The organism is Serratia marcescens (genome assembly GCF_006715005.1).
GTDB lineage: Bacteria > Pseudomonadota > Gammaproteobacteria > Enterobacterales > Enterobacteriaceae > Serratia > Serratia montpellierensis.
Genome location: NZ_VFMJ01000001.1, coordinates 1,031,881 through 1,057,892, shown reverse-complemented (window position 1 = coordinate 1,057,892; position 26,012 = coordinate 1,031,881). Strand labels below are relative to the sequence as shown.

21 protein-coding genes are annotated in these 26,012 nt (G+C 62.5%); 7 read left to right on the top strand and 14 right to left on the bottom strand.

From position 1 onward, the window contains the following. Position 1 precedes the first annotated feature (1 nt). Positions 2-1,372: an MFS transporter gene (locus FHU12_RS05050; protein ID WP_141967807.1), complete on the bottom strand. Its 1,371-nt coding sequence runs from the start codon at positions 1,370-1,372 to the stop codon at positions 2-4. Positions 1,373-1,705: 333 nt separating this feature from the next. Here FHU12_RS05050 and amiA point away from each other — a divergent pair, with 333 nt between their 5' ends. Further along, on the top strand, positions 1,706-2,548 hold the full coding sequence (amiA, locus tag FHU12_RS05045) for an N-acetylmuramoyl-L-alanine amidase AmiA (protein WP_141967805.1): 843 nt from the start codon (positions 1,706-1,708) through the stop codon (positions 2,546-2,548). Positions 2,549-2,602: 54 nt separating this feature from the next. Continuing rightward, positions 2,603-3,655 carry a porin gene (locus FHU12_RS05040; RefSeq protein ID WP_141967803.1) on the top strand — a complete coding sequence of 351 codons (1,053 nt, stop codon included), beginning with the start codon at positions 2,603-2,605 and terminating at the stop codon, positions 3,653-3,655. Between the two features lie 120 nt (positions 3,656-3,775). On the opposite strand, the gene FHU12_RS05035 is transcribed toward FHU12_RS05040, so the two are convergent. Then, entirely contained in the window at positions 3,776-4,720 is a 945-nt protein-coding gene (locus FHU12_RS05035) for an NAD-dependent epimerase/dehydratase family protein (protein WP_141967801.1), read from the bottom strand. A 68-nt stretch (positions 4,721-4,788) separates the two neighbouring features. After that, entirely contained in the window at positions 4,789-5,619 is an 831-nt protein-coding gene (locus FHU12_RS05030; RefSeq protein WP_004928647.1) for an alpha/beta fold hydrolase, read from the bottom strand. A 204-nt stretch (positions 5,620-5,823) separates the two neighbouring features. Between FHU12_RS05030 and FHU12_RS05025 the strand changes: the two genes are divergently transcribed. The 4 genes from FHU12_RS05025 to FHU12_RS05010 all read left to right on the top strand — a co-directional run bounded on the left by FHU12_RS05025 (position 5,824) and on the right by FHU12_RS05010 (position 12,462). Beyond that, the gene (locus FHU12_RS05025; RefSeq protein ID WP_260440694.1) at positions 5,824-7,248 is read left to right on the top strand and encodes a coniferyl aldehyde dehydrogenase; all 1,425 of its coding nucleotides are present in this window, start codon (positions 5,824-5,826) and stop codon (positions 7,246-7,248) included. Positions 7,249-7,507: 259 nt separating this feature from the next. Continuing rightward, positions 7,508-9,703, top strand: a complete 2,196-nt coding sequence (katG, locus tag FHU12_RS05020) for a catalase/peroxidase HPI (protein ID WP_141967799.1) — start codon at positions 7,508-7,510, stop codon at positions 9,701-9,703. A gap of 528 nt (positions 9,704-10,231) precedes the next feature. Next, positions 10,232-11,131 carry a VOC family protein gene (locus FHU12_RS05015; RefSeq protein ID WP_185742277.1) on the top strand — a complete coding sequence of 300 codons (900 nt, stop codon included), beginning with the start codon at positions 10,232-10,234 and terminating at the stop codon, positions 11,129-11,131. Between the two features lie 41 nt (positions 11,132-11,172). Next, on the top strand, positions 11,173-12,462 hold the full coding sequence (locus FHU12_RS05010) for an alginate export family protein (protein ID WP_141967797.1): 1,290 nt from the start codon (positions 11,173-11,175) through the stop codon (positions 12,460-12,462). Positions 12,463-12,507: 45 nt separating this feature from the next. Here FHU12_RS05010 and FHU12_RS05005 read toward each other — a convergent pair whose 3' ends face one another. The 6 genes from FHU12_RS05005 to FHU12_RS04980 all read right to left on the bottom strand — a co-directional run bounded on the left by FHU12_RS05005 (position 12,508) and on the right by FHU12_RS04980 (position 19,427). Next, positions 12,508-13,560, bottom strand: coding sequence for an NAD(P)H-dependent flavin oxidoreductase (locus FHU12_RS05005; RefSeq protein ID WP_141967795.1), 1,053 nt, complete (start codon positions 13,558-13,560; stop codon positions 12,508-12,510). Between the two features lie 96 nt (positions 13,561-13,656). Further along, the gene (locus tag FHU12_RS05000; RefSeq protein ID WP_025303481.1) at positions 13,657-15,267 is read right to left on the bottom strand and encodes an MFS transporter; all 1,611 of its coding nucleotides are present in this window, start codon (positions 15,265-15,267) and stop codon (positions 13,657-13,659) included. After that, a complete protein-coding gene (locus tag FHU12_RS04995) occupies positions 15,260-15,685 on the bottom strand; it encodes a DoxX family protein (protein ID WP_141967793.1) in 426 nt (141 codons plus the stop codon). Before FHU12_RS04995 ends, FHU12_RS05000 begins: the two co-directional genes overlap by 8 nt. 9 nt (positions 15,686-15,694) lie before the next feature. Further along, complete coding sequence (locus FHU12_RS04990; protein ID WP_141967791.1) at positions 15,695-16,525, bottom strand: alpha/beta fold hydrolase; 831 nt, start codon at positions 16,523-16,525, stop codon at positions 15,695-15,697. Between the two features lie 142 nt (positions 16,526-16,667). Beyond that, the gene (locus FHU12_RS04985; protein ID WP_185742276.1) at positions 16,668-18,062 is read right to left on the bottom strand and encodes an MFS transporter; all 1,395 of its coding nucleotides are present in this window, start codon (positions 18,060-18,062) and stop codon (positions 16,668-16,670) included. A gap of 174 nt (positions 18,063-18,236) precedes the next feature. Then, a complete protein-coding gene (locus tag FHU12_RS04980) occupies positions 18,237-19,427 on the bottom strand; it encodes a sugar transporter (protein WP_141967790.1) in 1,191 nt (396 codons plus the stop codon). Positions 19,428-19,695: 268 nt separating this feature from the next. Here FHU12_RS04980 and FHU12_RS04975 point away from each other — a divergent pair, with 268 nt between their 5' ends. Beyond that, a complete protein-coding gene (locus tag FHU12_RS04975; RefSeq protein WP_060433575.1) occupies positions 19,696-20,382 on the top strand; it encodes an aspartyl/asparaginyl beta-hydroxylase domain-containing protein in 687 nt (228 codons plus the stop codon). 29 nt (positions 20,383-20,411) lie between these two features. Here the strand turns inward: FHU12_RS04975 and FHU12_RS04970 are convergent, their stop codons facing one another. From FHU12_RS04970 to FHU12_RS04950, 5 genes are all read right to left on the bottom strand, one after another. After that, positions 20,412-21,128 (bottom strand): ABC transporter ATP-binding protein, encoded by a 717-nt coding sequence (locus tag FHU12_RS04970; protein ID WP_141967788.1) that lies wholly within the window; start codon positions 21,126-21,128, stop codon positions 20,412-20,414. Next, complete coding sequence (locus tag FHU12_RS04965) at positions 21,125-22,000, bottom strand: ABC transporter ATP-binding protein (RefSeq protein ID WP_141967786.1); 876 nt, start codon at positions 21,998-22,000, stop codon at positions 21,125-21,127. The genes FHU12_RS04970 and FHU12_RS04965 overlap by 4 nt, the downstream gene beginning before the upstream one ends. Next, positions 21,997-23,283, bottom strand: coding sequence for a high-affinity branched-chain amino acid ABC transporter permease LivM (livM, locus tag FHU12_RS04960; RefSeq protein ID WP_141967784.1), 1,287 nt, complete (start codon positions 23,281-23,283; stop codon positions 21,997-21,999). The genes FHU12_RS04965 and livM overlap by 4 nt, the downstream gene beginning before the upstream one ends. 10 nt (positions 23,284-23,293) lie before the next feature. Beyond that, positions 23,294-24,208 (bottom strand): ABC transporter permease subunit, encoded by a 915-nt coding sequence (locus FHU12_RS04955; protein ID WP_004928592.1) that lies wholly within the window; start codon positions 24,206-24,208, stop codon positions 23,294-23,296. 125 nt (positions 24,209-24,333) lie between these two features. Beyond that, entirely contained in the window at positions 24,334-25,452 is a 1,119-nt protein-coding gene (locus FHU12_RS04950; RefSeq protein ID WP_015378469.1) for a branched-chain amino acid ABC transporter substrate-binding protein, read from the bottom strand. Positions 25,453-26,012: the final 560 nt, after the last annotated feature.

Sequence of the window (26,012 nt, the reverse complement as noted above, 5' to 3'; positions counted from 1 at the left end):
TCTATTTGCTGGTTTTTAACGTAACGGCGGACTTGAAGCGCATATAGCTCACGACCAGAGAAAGGAACGAGAATGCCGCCCCCGCCATTAAACTGATATTCGTCGCTTGCGCGCCGCGCATATTGAAGAAAATCGCCACTAACGCCGAACCGACGATTTGCCCGATCAATCGGGAGCTGCCCAACAGGCCGCTGGCGATGCTGCTGTTTTCATGGGACACAGAGGTCATGATCAGCAGGTTGTTCGGTGATTGAAACAGGCCGAAACCGATGCCGCACAGCGCCACGCGCCATACGATCGCCCCATTCGACGGATCGCTCGGCAAATTGGCCATCAGCAGCATGCCTGCCAGCAGACAGGCGAGGCCCGAGAGGGCAACAAGATTGGGATCGTATTTCTTGGCCAAATCGCCGGAAATCAGCGAAGACGCCATGGTGGCCAGCGGCCAGGCGGTCAGCAGCAGGCCGATGTCCACCACGTTTCTTTGCAGGACATTGTGGAAATAGAAAGGCAGCGATACAAAAGCCAAAAGCTGGGTGCTGTAGGACAGCATCGACATCAGCAAAGACAATGACAGCGTCGGGTTATGCAGCATCGCGATCGGGATCAGCGCAGCGTTGGCCTTTCTTTTCTGATTGATGTACAGCAACCCGGCCAGCCCGGCGAATACCACAAAGCTGAGCGCCGCCGCCGGCAGATGGTGGGTGGTCATACTCATCGTGCTGAGCGAGAAAGCGATGAACAGCACAAACACCAACAGAGCCCCGCCGCTGTCGAATCCACCGCTGCGCCGCTCGCGGGGGGCCAGGAAGATCAGGCTCAGCAGCAGCGACAGGCAGGCGATGGGAACATTGATGGTAAACAGCCAGTTCCAGCTCGTCTGAGAAAGTATCGCCGAGGCGATGGACGGCCCGGCGGCGGCGGAAACCGACACCACCATCACATTAATCCCCAGACCGCGCCCCAGCAGCCTTTCCGGGTATATCTCCTTGATCAGCGCCGCATTGACGCTGAGCACCGCCGCCGCGCCGAAGCCCTGTATCACCCTGAATGCCGTCAGCATCGACAACGTCGTGGACAGCGCGCAGCCCAAGGATGAAAAAGCGAACAGCACCACCCCGGCTATAAAGATCTTTTTATTGCCCACCGCGCGGCCCAGCGCCGCGAAGGGCATCAAAGAGGCGACAACGGCAAACTGGTAAGCATTAATAATCATGATGGAGGCCGATTCGGAAACGCCGAAATCTTTGGCGATCACCGGCAGCGCCACGTTGGCGATAGTACTGTCGAGCATGGCGATGACCGTGCTTAACGAGACGGCGAGAACGGCGAATACATTAAGCGTCTCTTTTTGCTGGTGTTTAAAAGTCATGTTAACTCTCCAAAAACGTGAGTCGTTTCATGCCGGCGGCAAAGACCCCGTTTTTTATCCGTTTAATAATTACGTTATAACATATCAATTAAAGATGGTAATAAATCTCATTTGAAATATTGGATTACATAGTGTGTCAAAATAAGAATTAACAAACACAAAACAAATTAATATCAATACAAACATTCAATAAACAAAATAAATGCAGTATAAAAAACCAGTGAATTTAAGGAATGACATTAAAAGTAACAGCCGCTAACAGACAACCCCGCCGGTGAGTGAAATTGTTATGTTATAACAAAAACACCCTTTCCTTTTATGCTGGTTACCCTTATGGCTAAGACGGACCTTTTGAACACCCGGTTATCTCGCCGCAGAATGATGTTGGCAGGGTTGGCGGCCCTGGCGCTGAACGGCGCCGTTTCCCCGCTGGCTCACGCGCACGGCCTGCCACGTCCCAAAAAGCAGAACGGCCCTCACGGGGCGCGAAAAAGATTCCTGGTCATGTTGGATCCCGGTCATGGCGGCATCGACTCCGGCGCCATTGGCCACACCGGTTCGCTGGAAAAACATGTCGTTCTGGAGATCGCCAGAAATGTGCGTGCACAGCTTGATCGACACGGCATCGATGCCCGCCTGACGCGCGACAGCGACGTTTTTATCCCGCTTTACGATCGGGTGGAGATCGCGCACCGGCATGGCGCGGATCTTTTCATGTCCATCCACGCCGACGGCTTTACCTGCCCCAGCGCCTGCGGCGCGTCGGTCTTTGCGCTTTCCAATAAAGGCGCCAGCAGCGCGATGGCGAAATACTTATCGAACAGTGAAAACGCGGCGGACGATCTCGCCGGCCCTAACGTCATCAAGAAAGACCGCTATTTGCAGAAGATACTGTTTGATTTGGAGCAGACGGAAACGATCAAAGAGAGCCTGGCGCTGGGCTCGCACCTGATTCAGCATATTGCGCCCATCCATCACTTGCATGCCAAAAATACCGAACAGGCGGCCTTCGTGGTCTTGAAGTCCCCGTATATTCCTTCCGTCTTGGTGGAAACCTCTTTCATCACCAACCCTGAGGAAGAAAGGCTGCTCGGCACCCCCGCCTTCCGAAATAAAATTGCCACGGCGATCGCTCAGGGGATCGTCAGTTACTTTAAACGCGAAACGTACGCTTAAGCTTCGCCAGGGCGGCAAGCTCACGGGCTTGCCGCGCACAGGGATGGTGCCATCATGATAAAACGCAATCCTCGTTATTTTTCGGCGGGCATGCTTTTCCCTCTGCTGGCTCTGTTGCCGCGCGGCGCCTTCGCCGTGTCGTTGACGGGATCGCAGCAAAACAGCCTGAATTTCTACGGCACGATTATCGCCAGACGCTACAGCGGCCAAAACGAACGCGACGACGGCGACCGCAGCTACCTCTATTTCGGCCTGATAGGCAAAAAAAAGATCGCGCCGTGCTGGCAGGCCTACGCCCACTGGGAATATACCGTCAGCTTCGCCGACGCGACTCGCAACAGCACCCGGCTCGCCTATATCGGCGTGCAAAACGCCACCCTGGGCAGCCTCGATATCGGCCGCAACTGGGGCGTGCTTTATGATGTGACCGCCCTGACCGATCGCTCCCCGCTGTTTAGGGAAATGGCCTACAACTACATCGATAACTTTATGCGCGGCCGGGCGCATAACCTGCTCACTTACCGCCAAACTTTCAGCCTGTTTCAGCGGCGCGCCGCCCTCGCGTTGCAATATCAGTTCAAAGACGGCGACGATCGGCAAGCGCCGGGCAAACAAAACGGCAACGGCTTCGGCGCCTCGTTCCGTTATGCGCTGACGCCGACGCTCAGCCTCATCGCCGCCGCCTCGGCGTCTCAAACCACGCAGCGGCAGCAACACGCCGCCGGCTATCGCCGACGCATCGATACGCTGGCCGAAGGGGTTCTCTATGCGTCGAAAAAAATCTATCTTGCGGCCGTGTTCACCCAAAGCGATAACGCCATCAGCCCGCAACAAACCGCTAACCGCGGCTCGGCGTCAAGTTATGAAGCGCTCGTCAAATACCGGCTGACGGACCATATTCAGCCCAACATCGGCTATACCCGCTTGATACAGGCCCGGGCAGGCCGCAACACCGACTTATTGAACTACGAGGAGCTGGGGGTGACCTGGTTGCTCAATAGCAACATGCAGGTGTTTATTAACTATGAATTCAATAACCTTTCCCAGCACGCGGCCGGCGTCGATGCGTCGGACAAGCTCGATATGGGCATCAGCTATCACTGGTGATCCGCTTTCCCGCAGCCAATAAAAAGCCCCGCCCGGTGAGGGGCGAGGCTCGCTTAATGGCTCGAGTGGGCCTGCAGCCCAGCGTAACGCGCTATGGCTAGCCCTGGCGCGGCGGGCATCTTAACGCCGCGCTTGCGCGTTCTTCCACTCCCGCCAAATCGTTTCCAGCCCCGCGCGATACGTCGTGACGGCGAAGTCGGGAAAGCGCTGCTTGAACTTGGTCGAGTCGAACAGGTTGTCGTGCTCGTAGCGCGGCAGCAGCTCGCGCATCTCACGCGCGCCGGATGAAACCAGCCCTGCGGCGATCAACGCCCATTTGCCGATGACGGAATATGAAATGTCCTTACCAAACACCTCGCAGGCCAAGGCGGCGAACTGCGCGTAGGTGAGCCGTTCGTCGCAGCACGGCAAATGCCACGTCTGGCCGAACGCGTCGGGCGTATTGCCAAGCCGGGCTAACCCACGGCTGGCGTCGGGCGTCCAGATCAGCGTGCGCAGTCTGTCATCGCGAACCGGCACGCGCGGTTTTTCCCCCGCTTTCAACCTGTCGACGATCAGCGCATTGGTGAAGCTCTGCGTTTTTCCCGGCCCATAAAACTCGGGCGCACGGCCGATCAGCACGGGGATCTGCTTGCGCTTCATCTCGTCGAGTACCTTATCGGCCATCAGGGCGCGTACCCGTCCCTTGCGCCCCTGCGGCGCGAACGGCGTCGATTCCGTCTGCGGTTCGCCGTTCTGCGGATACATGTACGTATTGTCGAAATAGACGAAGGGCACGCCTGCGGTACGGCTGGCGTCCAGCGCATTCTGCAGCATGGTCGGAAATTGCCGCTCCCACAGCGCCGAATCCGGCGGCAGGCCGGCGGCGAAATACACCACGTCGCTGCCCTTCACCGCCGCCAGGGTCTGCTGCGCGTCGAGCAGGTTGGCCGCAACCAGCGTATCGCTGTCGTTGACCTTCTTTGGGTTGCGGCTGACCAATCTTAAATCATCGGTGTACGCGCGCTTCAGTTCACGCGCCAGCTCTTGGGCGATCTGGCCACTGGCGCCCAGGATCGTTTGCATTTCCGTTCCTCATCGTAATGAAAAGAGGCCCCGCCCAACCGGGCGGAGCAAGCACCTATTTCTCGCGCTTAGCTGTTCACGAACGCCAGCAGATCGGCGTTGACCTGCTCGGCATGGGTGGTCGGTATGCCGTGCGGCGCGCCCTTATAGGTATGGAGCGTGCCGTTTTGCACCAGCTTGGCCGAGAGCACGCCGGAGTCCTGATAAGGCACCACCTGATCGTCGTCGCCGTGGATCACCAGCACCGGAATGGCGATCTTCTTGAGATCCTCGGTGAAATCGGTCTGCGAGAAGGCGACGATGCCATCGTAGTGCGCCTTGGCGCCGCCCATCATGCCCTGCCGCCACCAGTTCCAGATAATCGCCTCCGACGGTTTGGCACCCGGGCGGTTATAGCCATAGAACGGGCCGGCCGGCACGTCGTAATAGAACTGCGCCCGGTTGGCGGCCAGCTGCGCCTGGAAATCATCGAATACCGCTTTGGGGGTGCCCTGCGGATTGGCGTCGGTTTTTACCATCAGCGGCGGCACTGCGCTGATCAGCACCGCTTTGGATACTTTGTCCTCGCCGTGACGCACGATGTAGCGCACCACCTCACCGCCGCCCGTCGAGTGGCCCACGTGCATGGCGCCCTGTACGCCGAGGTGTTTTACCACCGCGGCGACGTCATCGGCGTAGTGATCCATGTCGTGCCCTTCCCAAACCTGGCTGGAGCGGCCGTGGCCACGGCGATCGTGCGCCACCACGCGGAACCCTTGGTTCACGAAGAACAGCATCTGGGCATCCCAGTCATCGCTGGACAGCGGCCAGCCGTGGTGGAAATAGATAACCTTGCCGTTTTTGGGGCCCCAATCCTTGTAGAAAATCTCGACGCCATCGCTGGTCGTTACATAACCCATGTCGTTTCTCCCGTTTACACTATGGTTAAAAAAGAAGGTTTATACTGCGCGCGGCGCCGGGATCTCTGGCTCCCTCATCCCGGTTGGCCGACGATCTTGCGTTGATCGTTTAACGAGTATAGGTTTAAAGTTCACTTTAAGGTCAATGGCGGCCCGGCAAGCGGTATTTCCCTCAGTAACGCGTTCGGCATCAGGAGTATTCAAGTGCAAGGAAATGACACCGCCACAATGATGGAGCAACGGCTTGCCGCCCAGCGCCACGCCTTCCTGCGCGACGGCGCGCCGACGATGGATCAGCGCAAGGCCGCCCTGCGCCGCCTGCGGAGCGCCATTCTGGCCCAGCGCGGTGCGCTGGCGGCGGCCGTCAGCGCGGACTTCGGCCACCGCTCGCCTTACGAAACCGACATCCTGGAGATCCTGGTCACCGTGCAGGCGATCGATTACCTGCTGCGCAATCTGAAACGCTTCATGCAGCCGGAACGCCGCCACGTCGCCCTGCCGTACCAGGCCGGGCGCGCCTACGTGCAATACCAACCTAAGGGTGTGATTGGCGTCATGGCGCCGTGGAACTACCCGTTTTCGTTGACCTTCATCCCGCTGGCCACCGCCCTGGCCGCCGGCAACCGCGTGATGCTGAAACCTTCGGAGCTCACGCCGCATACCAGTCAGCTCATCGACACGATGCTGGCGGCGCTGTTTCCCGCCGATGAAGTCGCGGTGGTGACCGGCGGGCCGGACGTCGGGGCCGGGTTCAGCGCACTGGCGTTCGACCATCTGGTGTTCACCGGCAGCACGGCGATCGGCCGTCAGGTCATGCAGGCGGCCGGCAAACATCTGGTGCCCTTGACGCTCGAGCTGGGCGGCAAAAGCCCCGCCGTCGTGGCGCCCGGCGCGCTCACCGCCAGAACCGTTAACAGCCTGGCGTTCGGCAAGCTGTCGAACGCGGGCCAAACCTGCATCGCGCCCGATTACCTGTTGATCCATCAGGACGATGTGGAAAACTTCATCACGCTCTACGATGCGGCGGTCAAAGCGTTTTACCCCGACGGGCCGACGAGCCATGACTACGGCGCCATCATCAACGACAGGCACTACCACCGCTTGCAGGATCTGCTCACCGACGCACAGGCGCGCGGCGCGCAAATCCATCCGGTCGGCCATCGCCCGAACTCGGCGGCGGAACGGCCGAAAACCCTCGCCCCCACGCTGATCGTCGGCGCCCCCGACGACAGCCGGATCATGCACGAGGAGATCTTCGGGCCGCTGCTGCCGATACGCACCTACGCCGCCTTTGATGAAGCGATCGACGTTATCAACGCCGGGCCGCGCCCGCTGGCGCTGTACTACTTTGGCCCAGGCGGCACGCTGCAGGACAGACTGCTGGCGCGCACCACCTCCGGCAACGTCAGCGTCAACGCCACCCTACTGCATTTTGCCCAGGACGATCTGCCGTTCGGCGGCATCGGCCCCAGCGGCATGGGGGCCTATCACGGCATTGAAGGATTCCGGGCGCTGAGCCACGCCAAGGGCGTCTTCATCCAAAGCCGCTGGCACTTCACCGATCTGCTGCGCGCACCGTTCGGCAAGCTGGCAGACGCGGTGCTCAAGGTGATGCTGCGGCGTCGATAAGGCGGCGTGCCGGCTATCAATAACACAGCCATGAATCGCCGCAAGCTATCGCAATATTCACTCATTCCTATTTTATCTCTCCGCCGCCGCTGACTAAGCTTAGCCATGAGTCGCCCTGTGCCCGTTAGCGGCCAGGGCGATGTGATTCCATTGAGTTCAGTTATTTAGCGCAACACCCGACGCAAGCCTGACCCGCATGCCTTGTTAACCGCTCCACGCCCGGCGGCTGGAGCACCCTTACGGAAGCAGAGAGCGCATTATGACAACTGAAAGCAAATGCCCGTTTTCGGGCGGCAAGCAGCCCGCACCGCAAGACGGCCCCACCAATCAGGATTGGTGGCCTAATCAGCTCAGCCTGAAACCGCTGCATCAGCACTCCCCCCTGTCCGATCCGATGGACAAAGACTTCAACTACGCCGATGCCTTCAACAGCCTCGATCTGGCGGCGGTCAAACAGGATCTGCACGCCCTGATGACCGACTCGCAGGCATGGTGGCCGGCGGACTTCGGCCACTACGGCGGCCTGTTCATCCGCATGGCCTGGCACAGCGCCGGCACCTACCGCATCGGCGACGGCCGCGGCGGCGCGGGCGAAGGCCAGCAGCGCTTCGCCCCGCTCAACAGCTGGCCGGACAACGTCAGCCTCGACAAGGCGCGCCGCCTGCTGTGGCCAATCAAACAGAAATACGGCCGCAATATCTCCTGGGCCGACCTGATTATCCTGACCGGCAACGTGGCGCTGGAATCGATGGGCTTCAAAACCTTCGGCTATGCCGGCGGCCGCGCCGACACCTGGGAGCCGGACGACGTCTACTGGGGTTCGGAGAAGATCTGGCTGGAGCTGAGCGGCGGGCCAAACAGCCGTTACTCGGGCGACCGCGATCTGGAGGACCCGCTGGCGGCGGTGCAGATGGGCCTGATCTACGTCAACCCGGAAGGCCCGGACGGTAATCCCGATCCGGTGGCCGCCGCGCGCGACATCCGTGAAACCTTCGCCCGCATGGCGATGAACGACGAAGAAACCGTGGCGTTGATCGCCGGCGGTCACACCTTCGGCAAGACCCACGGCGCCGGCCCGGCGTCTAACGTCGGCGCCGATCCGGAAGCCGCCGGACTGGAAGCGCAGGGCCTCGGCTGGCACAGCACCTTCGGCACCGGCGTCGGCAAAGACGCCATCACCAGCGGCCTGGAAGTCACCTGGACCACCACCCCAACCCAGTGGAACCACGACTTCTTCCGCCACCTGTTCGAATACGAATGGGAGCTGAGCCAAAGCCCGGCCGGCGCGCATCAGTGGGTGGCGAAAGACATCGGTGAAACCATTCCCGACGCCTTCGATCCGAACAAAAAACGCCGCCCGACCATGCTGACCACCGATCTGTCGCTGCGCTTCGATCCGGCCTACGAGAAGATTTCGCGCCGCTTCTATGAGCACCCGGAGGAGCTGGCCGACGCCTTCGCCCGCGCCTGGTTCAAGCTGACCCACCGCGACATGGGGCCGCGTGCGCGCTACCTCGGCCCGGAAGTGCCGCAGGAAGAGCTGATTTGGCAGGATCCGATCCCGGCGGTCGATCATCCGCTGATCGACGAGCAGGATATCGCCGCGCTGAAAAACGCCGTGCTGGCTTCCGGCCTGCCGGTGTCGGCGCTGGTCTCCACCGCCTGGGCTTCCGCTTCGAGCTTCCGCGGTTCCGACAAACGCGGCGGCGCCAACGGCGCGCGCATTCGCCTGGCGCCGCAAAAAGACTGGGCGGTCAACCAGCCTGCGCAGCTCGCCACGACGCTGGCCAAGCTGGAGAGCATCCAACGCACCTTCAACGATGCCCAGACCGGCGGCAAGCGCGTCTCGCTGGCAGATCTGATCGTACTGGCCGGCGCCGCGGGCGTGGAACAGGCGGCGAAGAACGCCGGTTTGGCCCTGACGGTGCCGTTCGCGCCGGGCCGCATGGACGCTTCGCAGGAACAGACCGACGTGGACTCTTTCGAGGCGATGGAACCGCTCGCCGACGGTTTCCGCAACTTCCTGAAGGGCAAATACCGCGTGCCGGCCGAAACGCTGCTGGTCGACAAGGCGCAGCTGCTGACCCTGACCGCACCGGAAATGACGGTGCTGGTCGGCGGGCTGCGGGTGCTCGGCGCCAACGTCGGCGGCACGCAGCACGGCGTGTTCACCCAGCGGCCGCAGGCGCTGACCAACGACTTCTTCGTCAACCTGCTCGACATGGGCACCACCTGGCACCCGGTCGGTGAAGACGGCCTGTTCGAAGGGCGCGATCGCCGCAGCGGCGCGGTCAAATGGACCGGCAGCCGCGTCGATCTGGTGTTCGGTTCACACGCGCAGCTGCGCGCGCTGACCGAAGTCTACGGCAGCGCCGACGCGCAGGAGAAGTTCGCCCACGACTTCGTCGCCGCCTGGAACAAAGTGATGAACCTCGATCGTTTCGATCTGGCGTAAACTCCCCCCAACGGCCTGCTTTGGCAGGCCGTTTTTTCTCCCGAGATCAACACCGCCTCCACTCAACGCCAGCCGCAACGCCCGTCGTTATATTTCATTTACCCGCTTATTCGTATTTACTCAACAAGTCATATAAAAATTTGATGGGCGGCAATTCTTTTAATGCTGTATTTATATTTAGACGGCAATGAAGACCGTAAACTCAGCTGGCTAATGCGATATATCCCATCAAGGAGAACACCATTATGGATTATCCTCAATTCACCTCAACACGCGGCGAGGCAGGCCTCATGACCATCGCCATGCCTTAGCGGCAGCGGGCTGAGCCGGCAAAGGCGCCCCACCTTTCCAAGCCCATAAAAAGAGATATTTTGCACCTGCGCGATATTCGCTTAGGCGCCAGGACCTCGCCCTTATTTAATGTTTCACGACGCGCATTGCGTTTTTCGTTTTTATTTTTCAGCCGACGGGAAAGCTCATAGGAAATTACGCATCACTCAGGACAATAACCGCTACCTGGAGGTCAACATGCAACATATTATCGGCATTTCTTCTCGTCGGCTGAGGATATCGGCCCTTGCGCTGCTGCTCCCGGCGATGTCATGGGCGGCCGATACGGCGTCTCTCGCCGTGGGGCTGCAATATGACACCACCCATGTCTACGTCGAACGCGGCAAGATGGATGCCTTTGTCGACAGCATCCTGAAAACCTTCGGCGGCACCAGCACCGAACGCGTGCTGGTCAACGTCACGCCCACGCCGAGCGAAACCTACTCCCAGCTGATACTGACGCCGGCCGGCAGCTTCTCGGTGTTCGATTTCAAAACGCCGATCCCGCATCCGTTTGGCACCGAGCGCAACGGTTTTCTGGTCAGGGATATGGACGCCGCCATCCGCCAGGCCAGGGCCGCCGGTGCCGATGTGCAGGTTGCGCCTTTCGACGATCCGATCGGCCGCGACGCGGTGATCCAGTGGCCCGGCGGCGTCAACATGCAGCTCTATTGGCACACCAAGGCGCCCAACTACAAGCCGCTGCTGAGCGTGCCGGAAAACCGCCTGTATCTCTCCGCCTACCGCGTCGACGATTTCCTGAAAAGCTACCAGGCGTTCTCGCACGGCAAGGTCGTGAGCGACGAACTGGTCAGCGATACGGCGATCGGCCGCAGCGACAACGGCAAGATCCGCCAGATCGCGCTGGATTCCCACTTCGGCAAAACGCGCATTTTCGTCACCGACGGGCATCTGCCTTATCCGTTCGGCCATGAGCGCACCGGCTATGGCGTCGACGATCTGCCGGCCACGCTGGCCAAAGCGACGGCCAGCGGCGCGCAGGTGCTGTGGCGTTCGACGGCGGCGGAACGCCGCGCCTCGGCGCTGGTGCGTTTCCCCGGCGGCTACATCGCCGAAATTCACCAGACGGCTAAATAAACCCAAGGCGCGCTGCGGCGCGCTTTTTTCTTCGGATATCCATGATGAAACGCACGCTTCCCGCACTGTTGCTGTTCTCCACGCTCCCCGCGCTGGCGGCGGAGCCTGCCGCGTCCCCCTGGAAAAACATCCCGTTGGGCGATGCGGCCACCCTGTCTTTCGACGGTTCACTGCGCGAGCGCTATGAATGGACGGATCAACGGGATCTGAGCGGCGGACGCGACGACACCTTCATGCAGCGCCTGCTGATTGGCGCGCGCCTCGACTATGGCGACAACTTTGGCGCCTATGTTCAGTTGGGATCGTCGCTGGCCACCCCACGCGATCGCGGGCGCAAGCCGACCGACGAAGATCATGCCTATCTCGGCCAGGGCTATGTGGATATGAAACTGCCCACCGCCTACGGCCTCGGCACCCTGCGGGTCGGCCGCCAGGAAATTGCGCTGGGCTCGCTGCACCTGCTGGGCACCCGCGACGGCCCCAACGTGCGCCGTTCCTTCGATGCCATCCGCGCCAGCTGGGCCAAGGATAAAAACCGCCTCGACGCCTTTATCGGCCATCCCGTCACCCTCAAAACCGGCAGTTTCGACGACGATACCGACAACAGCCAAAAGGTGTGGGGGCTGTACGGCACCACGCCGCTGGCCGCGCTGGCTTCCGCGCTCGATCTCTACACCTTCGGCTTTGAGGATAGCGACGCCCACTACGCGCAGCTCAGCGGGCAAGAGCGGCGCTATACCGTCGGCGCGCGCATTTTCGGCGCGACGCAGGGGTTCGACTGGGATAATGAAGCCGCCTGGCAGTTCGGCAGCGCAGGACAGCGCGACATCCGCGCCTGGTCGGCGTCGGCGCACGCCGGCTATACGGTGAGCGACTGGCGCTGGCAACCGCGCTTCGGCGGCAAGATTGGCATCGCCAGCGGCGATAAAAACGGTCACGATGGGCAGCTCAACACCTTTAACGCCATGTACCCCAAGCTGCCCTACCTGACCGAGAACGGGCTGGTGGCGCCGGCTAACCTGATCGCCATCCACCCTTCGGTCACGATGACGCCGTGGCAAACCCTGACCATCGATTTCAGCTGGGACGCGTTGTGGCGGCAACGCCGCGAGGATGCCTTCTACCTCGGGCCGATGCGCCCGGTGAAAGGCAGCGAGCAAGGCTCGCGCTTTATCGGCAATCAGTATCAGGTCGAAACCACCTGGACGCCACGCAGCGATCTCCAGTTCAAAGTGGCCTATGTCTACTTCGACGTCGGCCACAGCCTGCAGCAGCATGCCGGGCTTAAAAACATGAACTTCGTGCTGGCGCAGGGCACCTACAGTTTTTAACGCCAGGCCAAGAAAAAGGGCGCCAAATCTGGCGCCCCGTCTGCCTTACAGCGCTTCCAGCTCCGCCGCCAGGGTGGCGACCAGCTCCGCCGCCGGCATCGGCCGCGCCAGGCCCACGCCTTGCCCGGCCCACAGCGACATAAATTCCCCGCGCCCGGCCTTGGCCGCCGCCTGGCGGATATCGCCGGTGAGCGCGTTCTGCACCGGATAAGGCAGGATCTGCGCCTCTTCCGCGCGCATCTGCCGCATGAAATCATTGACGATGCCGCGCGCCGGGCGGCCGCTGAAGGCGCGCGTCAGGCGCGTGCTGTCATCGCCGGCGTTACGCAGCGCCGCCCGCCAAGCTTCGGCGATGCCCGACTCCGGGCTGCACAGGAACGCGGTGCCCAACTGCGCCGCCTGTGCGCCCAACAAGCGCGCCGCCGCGATGCCGCGCCCGTTCATGATGCCGCCCGCGGCGATCACCGGGATCTTCACCGCCGCCACCACCTGCGGCAGCAGGGCCATCAGGCCGACGCAGGATTGCTCAATGTCGCCGAGGAAGGTCGGGCGGTGGCCGCCCGCCTCCGAGCCCGAGACGCAAACGAAGTCGGCGCCCGCCTCTTCCCAGGTGCGGGCTTCCGCCACCGTGGTGGCGGTGCCGATCACCCGCGAGCCGGCCTTCTTGAACTGTGTGACCGTGGCGCGCGGCAGCACGCCGAAGGTGAAGCTGGCCACCGGCGGCGCCGCCTCCAGCAAGGCCGCGATCTGGTCGCGGTTGTTTTCGGCGAATTGGGTGGGGATCGGCGGCTCGCTCAGCCCCAGCGCTTCGCGGAACGGCCGCAGCAGGTGCTGGGCGCGCTTGAGCTCGGCGAGATCCGGGTGCTGCTCATCGAGCAGAAACAGATTGATGTTGAACGGCGCGGCGGTCTGCGCGCGGATCTGCTGCACGCGCTCGAGGATCACCGCCGGTGAAAACAGCGCCGCCGCGCACGAGCCCAGCGCCCCGGCGTTGCTCACCGCCACCGCCAACGCCGGCGGCGACGCGCCGTTCATCGGCCCCTGAACGATCGGATAGCGCAGCCCAAGCTCGCGGGCAAAAGCAGAAGGTGCCGTCATCAATGTGTCTCCCTGTGCTGACTACATTCGTCTTACGGCGGCCGCGCCGCCGAACCGACCAAAAGCATAGCACCTTCTCGCCGCCTGGCCGTGCAGTTAATGCTTCACCTGATGCCGGTCGAGCGACAGGAAGTGATGCACCACCGGTTTCTCCGGGCCGATGTGGAAGCGCAGCGCCTCCTGCTGCAGATCGGCGTCGGCGTGCGACACCCGCTGGTGCTGCCGCAGGTGCTCCGCCCAGGATTCCACCAGGAACCACTCCATGATGCATTCCGGATCGCCGGTATGCTCGGTGATGCCCCAGGCGTAAGCGCCATCGCGGCGACGCGCGCGCTCCAGCATCAGCAGCGTGCGCAAGAACTGCGGCCGATCCTGTTCGCGGATGCGGTACTCCACCTGAATCATCACCGGGCCGCGATCGTTTTCAACTGGCGTGTTGACCAACGGCTCCGGCCAATGGTTCGACGGCTGCAGATCGGCTTCGCCGGTCGGCAGACGCAGGCGGTGGAACAGCAGCCCCGCCGCCAACAGGCCGACGCCGCCGACCAGCAGCGTGGCGGCCACGCCCAGCTCCTGCGCCACCAGCCCCCACAGCAGGCTGCCCGCCGCCATCGCGCCGTTGAACACCATCAGGTAGATGGCCAGGCCGCGGCCGCGCACCCAGTTGGGCAGCACGCCCTGCGCCGCGCCGTTGAGCGTGGTCAACGCGATAATCCAGCCGGCGCCCAGCACCAGCAGCAGCACCACCGCCAGCCACTGCGGCGGCGCCAGAGACAGGGCCGCCATCACCACGGCGGTGAGCACCGCCGCCAGCAGCACCAGCCCGTCGGCATTCAGCCGCTGGCGCAGGCGCGGCAGCGCAATCGCCCCGAGGATCGCCCCGGCGCCTACCGCCCCCAGCAGCACGCCATAAAAACCGGCGCTGCCGCCCAGCATGCGGCGCGCCACCAGCGGCAGCAGCGCCCAGACCGAGCTGGAGAAGGCGAAGAACACCGCCGCCCGCAGCAGCACCACGTGCAGCTCGCGGCTGGAACGGGCATAGCGCAGGCCGGCGCGGAAGGCGCCGAAGAAGTGTTCCGACAGGCCGCTGTCCTCGGCCTTCGGCCGCTTCCACCACAGCAGCGCCGCGATCACCAGCACATAGCTCATCACGTCCGCGCCGTAGGCCGCGCCGGCGCCGAAGCTGGCCAGCAGCAGGCCGCCGGCCGCCGGGCCGATGGAACGGGCGATGTTGATGCCCAGCGAGTTCAGCGCCACGGCGTTTTTCAGCTCGGTGCGCGGTACCAGCTCCGGCACGATCGCCTGCCAGGTCGGCCCCATCAGCGCCGCGCCGATGCCGCCGACGAAGGTCAGCGCCAGCAGGTATTCCACCGTCAGCGCGCCGGTCTGCGACAGCACCAGCAGGCTGCCGCTGACGCAGGCCAGCAGAATTTGCACGAAGATCAGAAAGCGTCGCCGATCGAGGATGTCCGACAATACCCCGGCCGGGATCGCCAGCAGGAACACCGGCAGCGTGGCGGCGGTCTGCATCAGCGCCACCGCCGAAGGGTTGCTCGACAGGTCGGTGATCAGCCACGAGCTGGCGACGTCGCGCATAAAGCTGCCGACGTTGCCGAGCACCGTGGCACCCCACAGCACCGCAAATAATGGGATTTTCAGCGGCGCGAAGCCGCCCGCCGCCGCCTTGTTTTCCGTCTGTTCAGCCATCCGTTCGCTCCTTCAAATCGTTAAATGCCACCAGCAACAGCGCGCCGGCCAGCCCGAGGTGTTCAAAAAATCCGTTCATCATCTGGCCGCGCTCCGCCCCGTCGAACTGCCAGAACGGATTGGCCATCAGCGTCGCCATCAGGGTAAAACCGGCCAGCGCCAACGCGCCGAGCCAGCGATAAAAGCCGCTCAGGATCAGCGCCGACGCCGCCAGTTCCAGCAGCGTCACCAGCACGGCGAACAGCGCCGCCGGCTGCAGGCCGAAGTGGGTCATCTCAGCAACCGCGCCTTCGACGTTCAGCGCCTTGACCAACCCGCCCTGGATGTAGGCGGCGCAAATGGCGAGCAGCAGCAGCCAGCGCAGCATGGGCGCATGCAGCCGCTGCGCGCAGCGGGCGGCGATAACAGTCAGGTTCATCGCGCCCCCTTAGAACGGCGAATTCTGGATAAAGGCCAGCAAATCGGCGTTGAAGCGATCGGGATCGACCTGCGCCAAGCCGTGAGCACCGCCAGCGTATACGTTCAGCTCCGCCTGTTGCATAAGCTTAGCGGCTTTCAGCGCCGAGGCACCGATCGGCACGATCTGATCGGCGTCGCCGTGCACCAGCAGCGTCGGCTTGTCGATCGCCAGCAAATCGGCGGTGTAATCCACTTCGGAGAACGCGCGCACGCCGTCGTACTGCCCTTTCACGCCGCCCTGCATGCCCATCAGCCAGAAGTGGTCGATCAGCCCCGCATTGCTCTCCACCTCGTCGCAGTGGAAGCCGTAGAAGGGCACCGCCAAATCTTTGAAGAACTGCGAACGGTTGCCCGCCACGCCGCTGCGAATGCCGTCGAAGGCCGCCATCGGCGAGCCCTCAGGGTTGACCGGCGTTTGCAGCATCAGCGGCGGTACGGCCCCCACCAGCACCACCTTCGCCACCCGCTCGCTGCCGTGACGGCCGATATAGCGCGCCACTTCGCCGCCGCCGGTGGAATGGCCGACCAGGATCAGATCGCGCAGATCCAGCGTTTCGATCAGCAAGGCCAGATCGTCGGCGTATTGGTTGATGTCGTTGCCGTGCCAAGTCTGATCCGAACGGCCGTGGCCGCGACGATCGTGGGCAATCACGCGGAACCCGCTCTGGCCGAAAAACAGCAGCTGGTTGTCCCAGGCGTCGGCGGACAGCGGCCAACCGTGGGAGAACAGGATCGGCTGGCCGCGGCCCCAATCCTTATAGAAAATGCGCGCGCCATCGGGCGCGGTGAGGATGCTCATGACGTGTTCCCCGCTCGGTATTGAATTGGATTTTGTACCGGGTAACAGTACGGCAGGCGCAAAGGCAGTGATAACGGAATAATTTTCGCATGATCGCGAGTTTTTTTGCTGAAGAGGCCGGCGTCGCCGCCGGCGCAAAACGTCAGATGTTTTCCAGATCGATGCCGCGCGTTTTCGGGCCGAACAGCCCGATCACCAGCATCACGATCAGCATGCTGGCGACGATAAACGCGATCACCCCCAGCGAGCCGCCGTACTGCAAGATAATGCCGATAATGATGCTGCTGAATACCGTCGACAGCCGGCTAAAGGAGTAACAGAAACCGACGGCGCGGGCGCGGATATGGGTCGGGAAGATCTCGGATTGATAGGAGTGGTAGCTGTAGGTCAGCCAGGCGTTGGACCAGGTGATGAAGAAGCCGCACAGGATCAGCCACAGCGGGTTGTTCTGCAGCGCGAACAGCGAGCCGAAGATCACCGTCACCAGGCAAGACAACACGATCTGCCACTTGTTCTCCATCTTGTCGGCGTAGAAGCTGCACAGCAGCGAGCCGAGCGGGTAGGCCAGCGTGATGAAGAAAGCGTACAGCAGGCTGTGGGTAACCGAGGCGCCCTTGCCCGACAGCAGCGCCGGCAGCCAGTTGCCGAAGCCGAAGAAGCCGATGGCCTGAAAGAAATTCATCACCACCAGCATCAGCGTGCGATCGCGGTACTGCGGCGCCCAGATGTCGCGAAAGCGGCCGCGCGGCGGCGCCCCCTCGGCATCGTCTACCGGGCGCGACGGGAAGTCCGTGGCCGCCACGCCGCAGCGCCGTTCCATATCCCGCATCACCTGCCGGGCCTGCGCATAGCGCCGCTGCTGCACCAGCCAGCGCGGCGACTCCGGCAGCCCCTTGCGCACCAGCCAGATCACCAGCGAAGCCAGCGCGCCGGCGATCACCACGTAGCGCCAGCCGCTCAGGCCCCAAATCGTCTTCGGCACCAGCCACCAGGACATCAGCGCCACCGCCGGTACCGACAGGAACTGCACGAAGAACGCGAAGGCAAAAGCCCGGGTACGCAGATGCGCGGGCACCCACTCCGTCAGGTAGGTGTCGATGGTCACCAGCTCGATGCCGAGCCCGACGCCCACCAGAAAGCGCAGAAAGATCACCCATTCCGCCTGCTGTTGAAACGCCAACAGCAGCGAGAAGGCGCCGTACCAGATCAGGGCGAACATAAAGGTGGCACGCCGGCCGAAGCGATCGGCGTACGGGCTCAGCAGGCTGGCGCCGACGAACAGGCCGAGAAAGGTGGCGGAGGCGAAGGCCGCCTGATCCGACACGCCGAAGACACCCAGCGCGCCGGTGTGGAAAATGCCGTCGGCGATAAGGCCGGTGCTGATATAGCCGGTCTGGAACAGATCGTAGAGTTCGAAAAAGCCGCCCAGCGACAGCAGAATGATAAAGCACCACAGGCCGGCCGACGCGGGCAAGGCGTCGATTCTGGCCGCCAAATCCCGCGCATGGATCGGCGACGCCGCTACAGAGTCACTCACCGTTAACCTCGCATTAACATTTTTGATGACTTTCTATGCTAGCGAAGCGGCGTCGGAGTTAAATTTTTAATTAGCAGACTATGAAAAAAAGTTAAGCATAAAACGCTGCAGCAGCCTGTTTTATAGCAGGAAAATGCAACCTGGGATGCCGCAGCGGCATCCCGAATCGGTGGCTTAACGGCTGGGGTGCTGCTGCAGCCGTTCGCTGCGGTAGACGCTCAGCAGGCACCAGCCGAGGGCGATCAGCGCCAGCGGCGCGGCGACGAAGCCGATATTGCCCATGCCCAGATGCAGGCTCACCTGGTTGCCCAGCAGCGCCCCGCTGCCGATGCCGAAGTTGTACAGGCCGGAGAAGATCGCCATCGCCACGTCGGTGGCGTCCGGCGCCAGGCTCAGCACTTTGGCCTGCATCGACAGGCCGATGGCCATGATCGCCATACCCCAGAAGATGCACAGCACGGTCAGGTGGCTTTCACTGCCGGCGGCCGGCAACAGCAGCAGCAGGCTCAACGTCAGCAGCGCGATGGCGCCGATAAAGAAGCCGGAAGGGAAACGCTCGCTGTAGCGGCTGAACAGCAGGCTGCCGACGATGCCGGCGGCGCCGAACAGCAGCAGCATCAGCGTGGTGAAGTTCTCCGAGAGCCCGGCCACGGTCTGGATAAACGGCTCGATGTAGCTGTAGGCGGTGAAGTGCGCCGTCACCACGATGACGGTCAGCATGTACAGCGCCAGCAGCGCCGGGCGTTTGAACAGCAGCGGCACGCTGGCCAGCGAACCGGAGTGCTCGCTTTTCAGCACCGGCAGCAGGCGCCACAGCAGCACCAGCGCCAGGGTGGCGCACACCGCGATGCCGATAAAGGTCATGCGCCAACCGAGCAGCTGCCCCACCACCCGCCCAAGCGGCAGCCCGAGCACCATCGCCAGCGCGGTGCCGCCCGCCAGCAGGCTCAACGCCTGGGCTTTCTTGCCCGGCGGCGCCACGCGGATCGCCAGCGAGGCGGTGATCGACCAGAACACCGAGTGCGCCAGCGCCACGCCGGCGCGCGAGATAACCAGCGTGGTGAAGTTCCAGGCCACGGCGGTCAGGATGTGACTGGCGATAAACAGCATGAACACGCCGATCAGCAGCTTGCGGCGCTCGATTTTGCTGGTCAGCAGCATGCACGCCAACGAGGCGGCGGCGACAATCCAGGCGTAAATGGTGATGATCAGGCCGACCTGTTCGGTTTGCATCGAGAAGCTGGCGGCGATATCGCTCAGCAGGCCGACCGGGATAAATTCGGTGGTGTTGAAGATAAAGGCCGAGACGGCGAGGATAACCACGCGCAACCAGGCGGTTGAGCGCGAAACGGGAGCGTGTTCCATGGTAAACAAAATCCGGACAGGTGCGGGCAAGTAGCGATATTTTAACCAACCGGCCAGCTAAATGCGATACGCGTCACACTTTAATTGTGTGGTTTTTTTCGCCGCATTTCGACACATTCGCAGACACACGGTTGCACAAATGCTGTGCTAATCTCTTGAAGCGTACCAATTTTTCCTGCCGCTCTTCCCTTCCGGCCCCCGCAGACGACGCGCCACGCCGAAGAACCGCGCGCAGTGTCCATTTGGCGTTTTCTGAGGCGAGGTCATTATGTCCGCGATTTATGATTGGTCCGTGCTCGCATTGCGCAATGTTTACGATCGCCGCATTCAGGGCAAACCGGTGCTCGACAGCGCCGCGCTGTTCCCCGACGCCGAACGTTTCACCGCCCAATGGCGGCAGATCCGCGAAGAGGCGCTGACCGTCGCCCACGATCTGCACAATATTCCGCGCTTCCACGAGATCATGATCCAGCAGGCGTCGATCTCCGCCAACGACGCGCGCGACTGGCGCATGTTCATCATGAAGGCCTACGGCCAGCCGATCGCCCGCAACCTGGCGCGTTGCCCGACGCTGGCGGCGCTGATCGCTTCGTCGCCGGACGTGCTGTCCGCCTCGCTCTCCTTCCTGGCGCCCGGCAAACAGGTGCCACCCCACCGCGGGCCGTTCCGCGGCATTCTGCGCGGCTATCTGGTGCTGGACATGCCCAAACGCGCCGACGGCGTGCCGGCGGCGGTGCTGAAAGTGGACGGCCGCGAATACCGGCTGCACGAGGGGGAGTTCATGCTGTGGGACGATACCTTCGAACACGAGGTGTGGAACGACAGCGCGCAGGTGCGCACCGTGCTGCTGCTGGACATCCGCCGCCGCGATATGCCCGGCGGGTTGCGGCTGCTCTCCAGCGCCATCATCGCCCTGGTGCGGCTGAACGTGCGCTGGATGCAGCGCCAGTTCTGAACACGGGCATCCCTGCCCAAGGGCGGCGCTCAGCCGCCGCCCAGATAGGCCTTTCTCACCTCCGGATCGTTCAACAGTTCCTGGCCGCTGCCGCTGAGGCGGATCTGGCCGTTGACCATCACATAGCCGCGATCGGACAGCTTCAGCGCGTGGTTAGCGTTCTGCTCCACCAGAAACAGCGTCATGCCGCTGCGGGTCAGCTCACGTAGTACGCCGAAGATCTGCCGCACCACGATCGGCGCCAGTCCCAGGCTCGGCTCGTCCAACAGTAGCAGCTTCGGCCGGCTCATCAGCGCGCGGGCGATCGCCAGCATCTGCTGCTCGCCGCCGGACAGGGTCATCGCCCGCTGATTGCGCCGCTCCTTGAGGCGCGGAAACAGCTCGAACATGCGCGGCAAATCCTCGTCCAGGTAGCGATTGCCGACGGTGATGGTGCCCATCAGCAGGTTCTCCTCCACGCTCATGTCCGGAAAGATGCGCCGCCCTTCCGGCGCCTGCGCGATGCCGCCGGCCGCCACGTAGTGCGTGGAGCGGCGGCTGATGTCCTCGCCGCTAAACAGGATCTGCCCGCCGGCGATACGCGGCTGGCCGAAGATCGACATCAACAGCGTGGATTTGCCCGCGCCGTTGGCGCCGATCAGCGCCACCGTCTCCCCGGCGTTAACCTGCAGCGACACCTGACGCAGCGCCTGGATCGGCCCGTAAAACACGTCCACTTCGCGAAATTCCAGCATCGCCTCGCTCATCCCGCCAGCTCCTCTTCGTCCGCGCCCAGGTAGGCGGCGATCACCGCCTCGTTGTGCTGGATCTCCTGCGGCGTGCCGCGGGCGATCACGTCGCCGTGATCGAGCACGATCACCCGATCGGAGATCTCCATCACCATGCCCATGTCATGCTCGATCAGCAGCACCGTGATGCCGTGATGCTGGCGCAGAAAACGGATGATGCGGCTCAGCGTGGCCGTCTCCACCGGGTTCAGCCCGGCGGCCGGCTCGTCGAGGCAGATCATTTCCGGCGCGGTGCACATGGCGCGAGCGATCTCCAGCCGCCGCTGCTGGCCGTAGGACATCTCCCCCGCCAGCCGGTTGGCGCAGTCCACCAGATCCACCACCTCCAGCCAGTAGAAGGCGTGATCCAGCACGGCGCTTTCCGCACGGCGGTAGCCCGGCGTATTCAGCACCCCGGCGATCAGGTTGCGGTTGCTCTGCATGTGCTGCGCCACCAGCAGGTTCTCCACCACCGACATTTCGCGGAACAGACGGATATTCTGGAAGGTGCGCGCCAGCCCGGCGCGGTTGACCAGGTGGGTGCCGCCGAACATCTTGTAATAGAGGCGCGAGCCGAGCCGCTTCGGGCGAATCCAATCGCCGGCGCGAAACTTCTGCCCCAGCACCTGGATCACGTCGGTCGGCCGCTTGTGGGTATTGAGCAGGATCGCGCCGCCGGTGGCGCGGTAAAAACCAGTCAGGCAGTTGAACACCGTGGTCTTGCCGGCGCCGTTGGGGCCAATCAGGGCAGTGATGGAGCCGCGCTCCACCTCCAGATTGACGTCGTTCAGCGCTTTGATGCCGCCAAAGCGCATCATCAGGTGCTCCACCCGCAAAATGGCGTCGCTCATGGCGCCACCCCCTTGCGTTCGGCGAAGCTGGCGCGGCTGATGCGCACCAGCCCGCGCGGCCGCCAGATCATCATCGCCACCATTAGCACGCCAAACAGCAGCACCCGGTATTCCGCGAAGCTGCGCAGCAGCTCCGGCGCCACCGTCAGCACGAAGGCCGCCAGCACCACGCCGAGGGTGGAGCCCATGCCGCCCAGCACCACGATCGCCAGGATCAGCGCCGACTCGAAGAAGGTGAACGAGGTCGGATTGACGAAGCCCTGATAGGTGGCGAAAAACACCCCCGCCAGCCCGGCGGTGGAGGCGCCCAGCATAAACGCCGACAGCTTCACCAGCACGTGATTCAGCCCGAGAGAGCGGCAGGCGATCTCATCCTCGCGCAGCGCCTCCCAGGCGCGGCCGATCGGCATGCGCGTCAGCCGGTGCTTGATATACAGCACCAGCAGCACCACCAAAAACAACACCGCGTAGATGAAAATGAACTTGAGATTCGGGTTGTAATCGATGCCGAGAAACTCGTGGATCGGCACGCCGCCCTCTTTGGCGCGGCGGCCGAATTCCAGGCCGAACACCGTCGGCGCCGGCACCGAGACGCCGTTCGGCCCGCCGGTAAGCGACATCCAGTTGTTAAGCACCAGCCGGATGATCTCGCCGAATCCCAGCGTGACGATCGCCAGGTAGTCGCCGTGCATGCGCAGCACCGGAAAACCCAGCAGTGCACCGGCCAGCGCCGCCATCAGCGCCCCCAGCGGCAACATCGCCCAAAACCCCAGACCGAGGTACTGATAGCCCAGCGCCAATCCGTAGGCGCCGATGGCGTAAAACGCCACGTACCCCAGATCGAGCAGCCCCGCCAGCCCAACCACGATGTTCAGCCCCAGGCCGAGCAACACATAGATCAGGCCGAGGATCGCCACCGTCAGCAGGTATTTGGTGGCGACGAACGGAAACAGCAGCGCGATCGCCGCCATCAGCGGCAAGATCCAGCGCAGGTTGGATTTATAACCCAGCGGCCGTACGTAGACGCCGTCGTTGCCGCCGTCGAAGCGCGCCAACACCCTGCGCCCCGGCGCGGTTTGCAGGAACAGGCTCAGCAGCAGCCGCCCGACCATCACCGCGACGATAATCCACACCAGCCGGTGCGGTTCGAAGTTGAAACTGTAGCCGTTCAGCACGATGCCGACGATCGGCCCGAACACGATCAGGGCGATCAGCCCGGCCAAGACGGCGTCCAGCAGGCTGCGTTTAACGTCCAGCCCGCCGTTGATCACGGATTGCGACATGGCGTTCTCCTTAAACCTTGGCGATCAGCGGCCGGCCGAGCAGGCCCTGCGGACGGAAGATCAGGATCGCCACCAGCAACCCGAAGGAGAACACGTCCTTGTAATCCGAGTTCACCATGCCGGCGAACTGCGCCTCCGCCACCCCGAGCAGCAGCCCGCCCAGCATGGCGCCCGGCAGCGAGCCGATGCCGCCCAGCACCGCGGCGGTGAAGGCCTTGATGCCGATGATAAAGCCGACGTAAAAATCGAAGGTACCGTAGTTCATGGTGATCAGCACTCCGGCCAGCCCGGCCATGGCGGCGCCGATCACAAACACCAGCGAGATCACCCGATCGGTATTGATGCCGAGAATCGAGGCCATTTTACGATCCTGCTGGGTGGCGCGGCAGATGCGCCCCAGCCGGGTACGCTGAATGATGTAGGTGAGGATCGCCATGCCGAGCAGTGACGCCACCAGAATGAACACCTTGGTGTAGGTGATCTGCACCACGCCGCCGTCGAACTCCAGGCGGAACACGCCGCTCAGCAGCGTCGGGATGCCCTGCTGGCGCGGCCCTTGGCTTATCTGCGCGTAGTTTTGCAGGATTAACGACATGCCGATGGCGGAGATCAGCGGTGCCAGGCGGGTAGAGTTGCGCAGCGGCTTGTAGGCGATGCGCTCGATCACCCAGCCGTACACCCCGGTGATAACGATGGTGAACACCAGCGTGCCCAAGATCAGCAGCGGGAACGAGTGCAGCCCGAAGAACGACAGCAGCGCCAAACCGATGGCGCACAGGTAGGCGGAGATCATGTACACCTCGCCGTGGGCGAAGTTGATCATGCCGATGATGCCGTAAACCATGGTGTAGCCGATGGCGATCAGGCCATACACCGCACCGAGGGTCAGGCCGTTGATCAGCTGTTGCAGAAAGAATACATCCATAATGAGCAGTCTCGCCTGGTAAGGCCGCCAACGCAGTCCGACGCGGCCCAAAGGTCATCGCGGAACGGGCACGCCAGGGCGGCGAGCCCGTCTGTCATAAAGTCACAACGTCAGTATTGGGTTGTTCAAAGCTGGTGATATTTGCCCTTGTCATCCCACTGATAGACCACGTAGTCCGACACCTTCAGGTCGCCCTTCTGGTCCCAGGCTTTCTTGCCCATCACGGTGTCGACGTCGTGCGACTTCAGCCATTCGGCGGCCTTGGCGCTGTCTTTGCCGCCGGTGGCGTTGAAGGCGGCGGCGATCGCCTGGATCGAGGCGTAGGAGTAGAGGGTGTACCCTTCCGGCTCAAAGCCGCTGGCGCGGAACTTGGCGATCACCGCCTTGCCTTCCGGGATCAGGCGCGGATCGTTGCCGAAGGTCATCAGCACGCCGTTGGTGTACTGCGGCCCGCCGGCGGCGGTCACCAGCTCTTCGGTCACCACGCAGTCGCCGGAGAAGAACTTGGCGGTCACGCCCTGTTCGCGCATCTGGCGCACCAGCGGCCCGGCTTCCGGATGGCAGCCGCCGAAGTAGACCACGTCCGGCTTGACCGAGGCGATCTTGGTCACCAGCGCGTTAAAGTCTTTCTCGCCGCGCGACAGCCCCTCATACAGCACTTCCTTGACCCCGCGCTTGTTCATCGCCGCCTTCGCTGCATCCGCCAGCCCTTGGCCGTAGGTGTCTTTATCGTGGATCACCGCGATGCGTTTGGCCTTCAGGGTATCCAGCATGTAGTTGGTGGCGATCACCCCCTGCTGATCGTCGCGCCCGCACATGCGGAACATGGTCTTCATGCCGCGCTCGGTGATCTGCGGGTTGGTGGAGCCAGGGGTGATGGCGATGATGCCGGCCTCGTCATACACCTCGGAGGCCGGCATGGTGGAAGAGGAGCAGAAGTGGCCGACCACCGCCGAGACCTTGTCCTGATCCACCAGCCGGTTGGCGACCGCGACCGCCTGTTTCGGTTCGCAGGCGTCATCCCCCTGCACCAGCTTGATTTTTTCCCCTTTGATGCCGCCGGCGGCGTTGATGTCCGCCGCCGCCTGAGAAGCACCGCGCCAATACTGATCGCCGTAGGTGGCGTTCGGCCCGGAGAACGGCCCGGCGACGCCAATGACGATATCGGCCTGCGCGGAAAACGCCGTACCTAAACAACCGATGAGCAAAGCAGCGAGCGGACTTTTTATCAATTTCGATGACATTGTTATCTTCCTCAGCACTGTTTTCATACCCTAGATAATTGGCGTTGCATCCAGGCGGCAAGAGCATGAGCCCCGAGAGCTGACTCAAGGTCAGTGACCGGGGTAAATGCTCGCAGCCAACACCGAGGCAGCGTCAAGTATGACGGGTATAGCGGAACGCCCGGGGGCGCGGAACTTTCACTTTATGTGTAGACGGGGAAAATAATTTTCTTGAGAGCGCAGTCGCATTCCCCAAAAATGGGTAAGCAAAAATCCAGCCATTGTGACGACGAATACATATTGTTTGCTTATTCATCCTACATATCAGTTGCGGCACGGCGTGTGGCGGGGATAACGGGGGTGAGCCGTACGGCTAAGATGGGAAGGTGCAGGATAGCGAGAGTGACCCTGCACCATCGCTGTGCAAGGGCATGTGCAAGCGACGCGATAACGAGACCGGCGGCAAACATCACCGCCTGGCGATGTAAAATGCCGAAAAACAGCGCAAGGTGCTCATTCCCTCAGCAAACGCACTTTTTTTGCAGTTTAGCGCTTTGACAAACCCCAGGCGCCCCGCTATT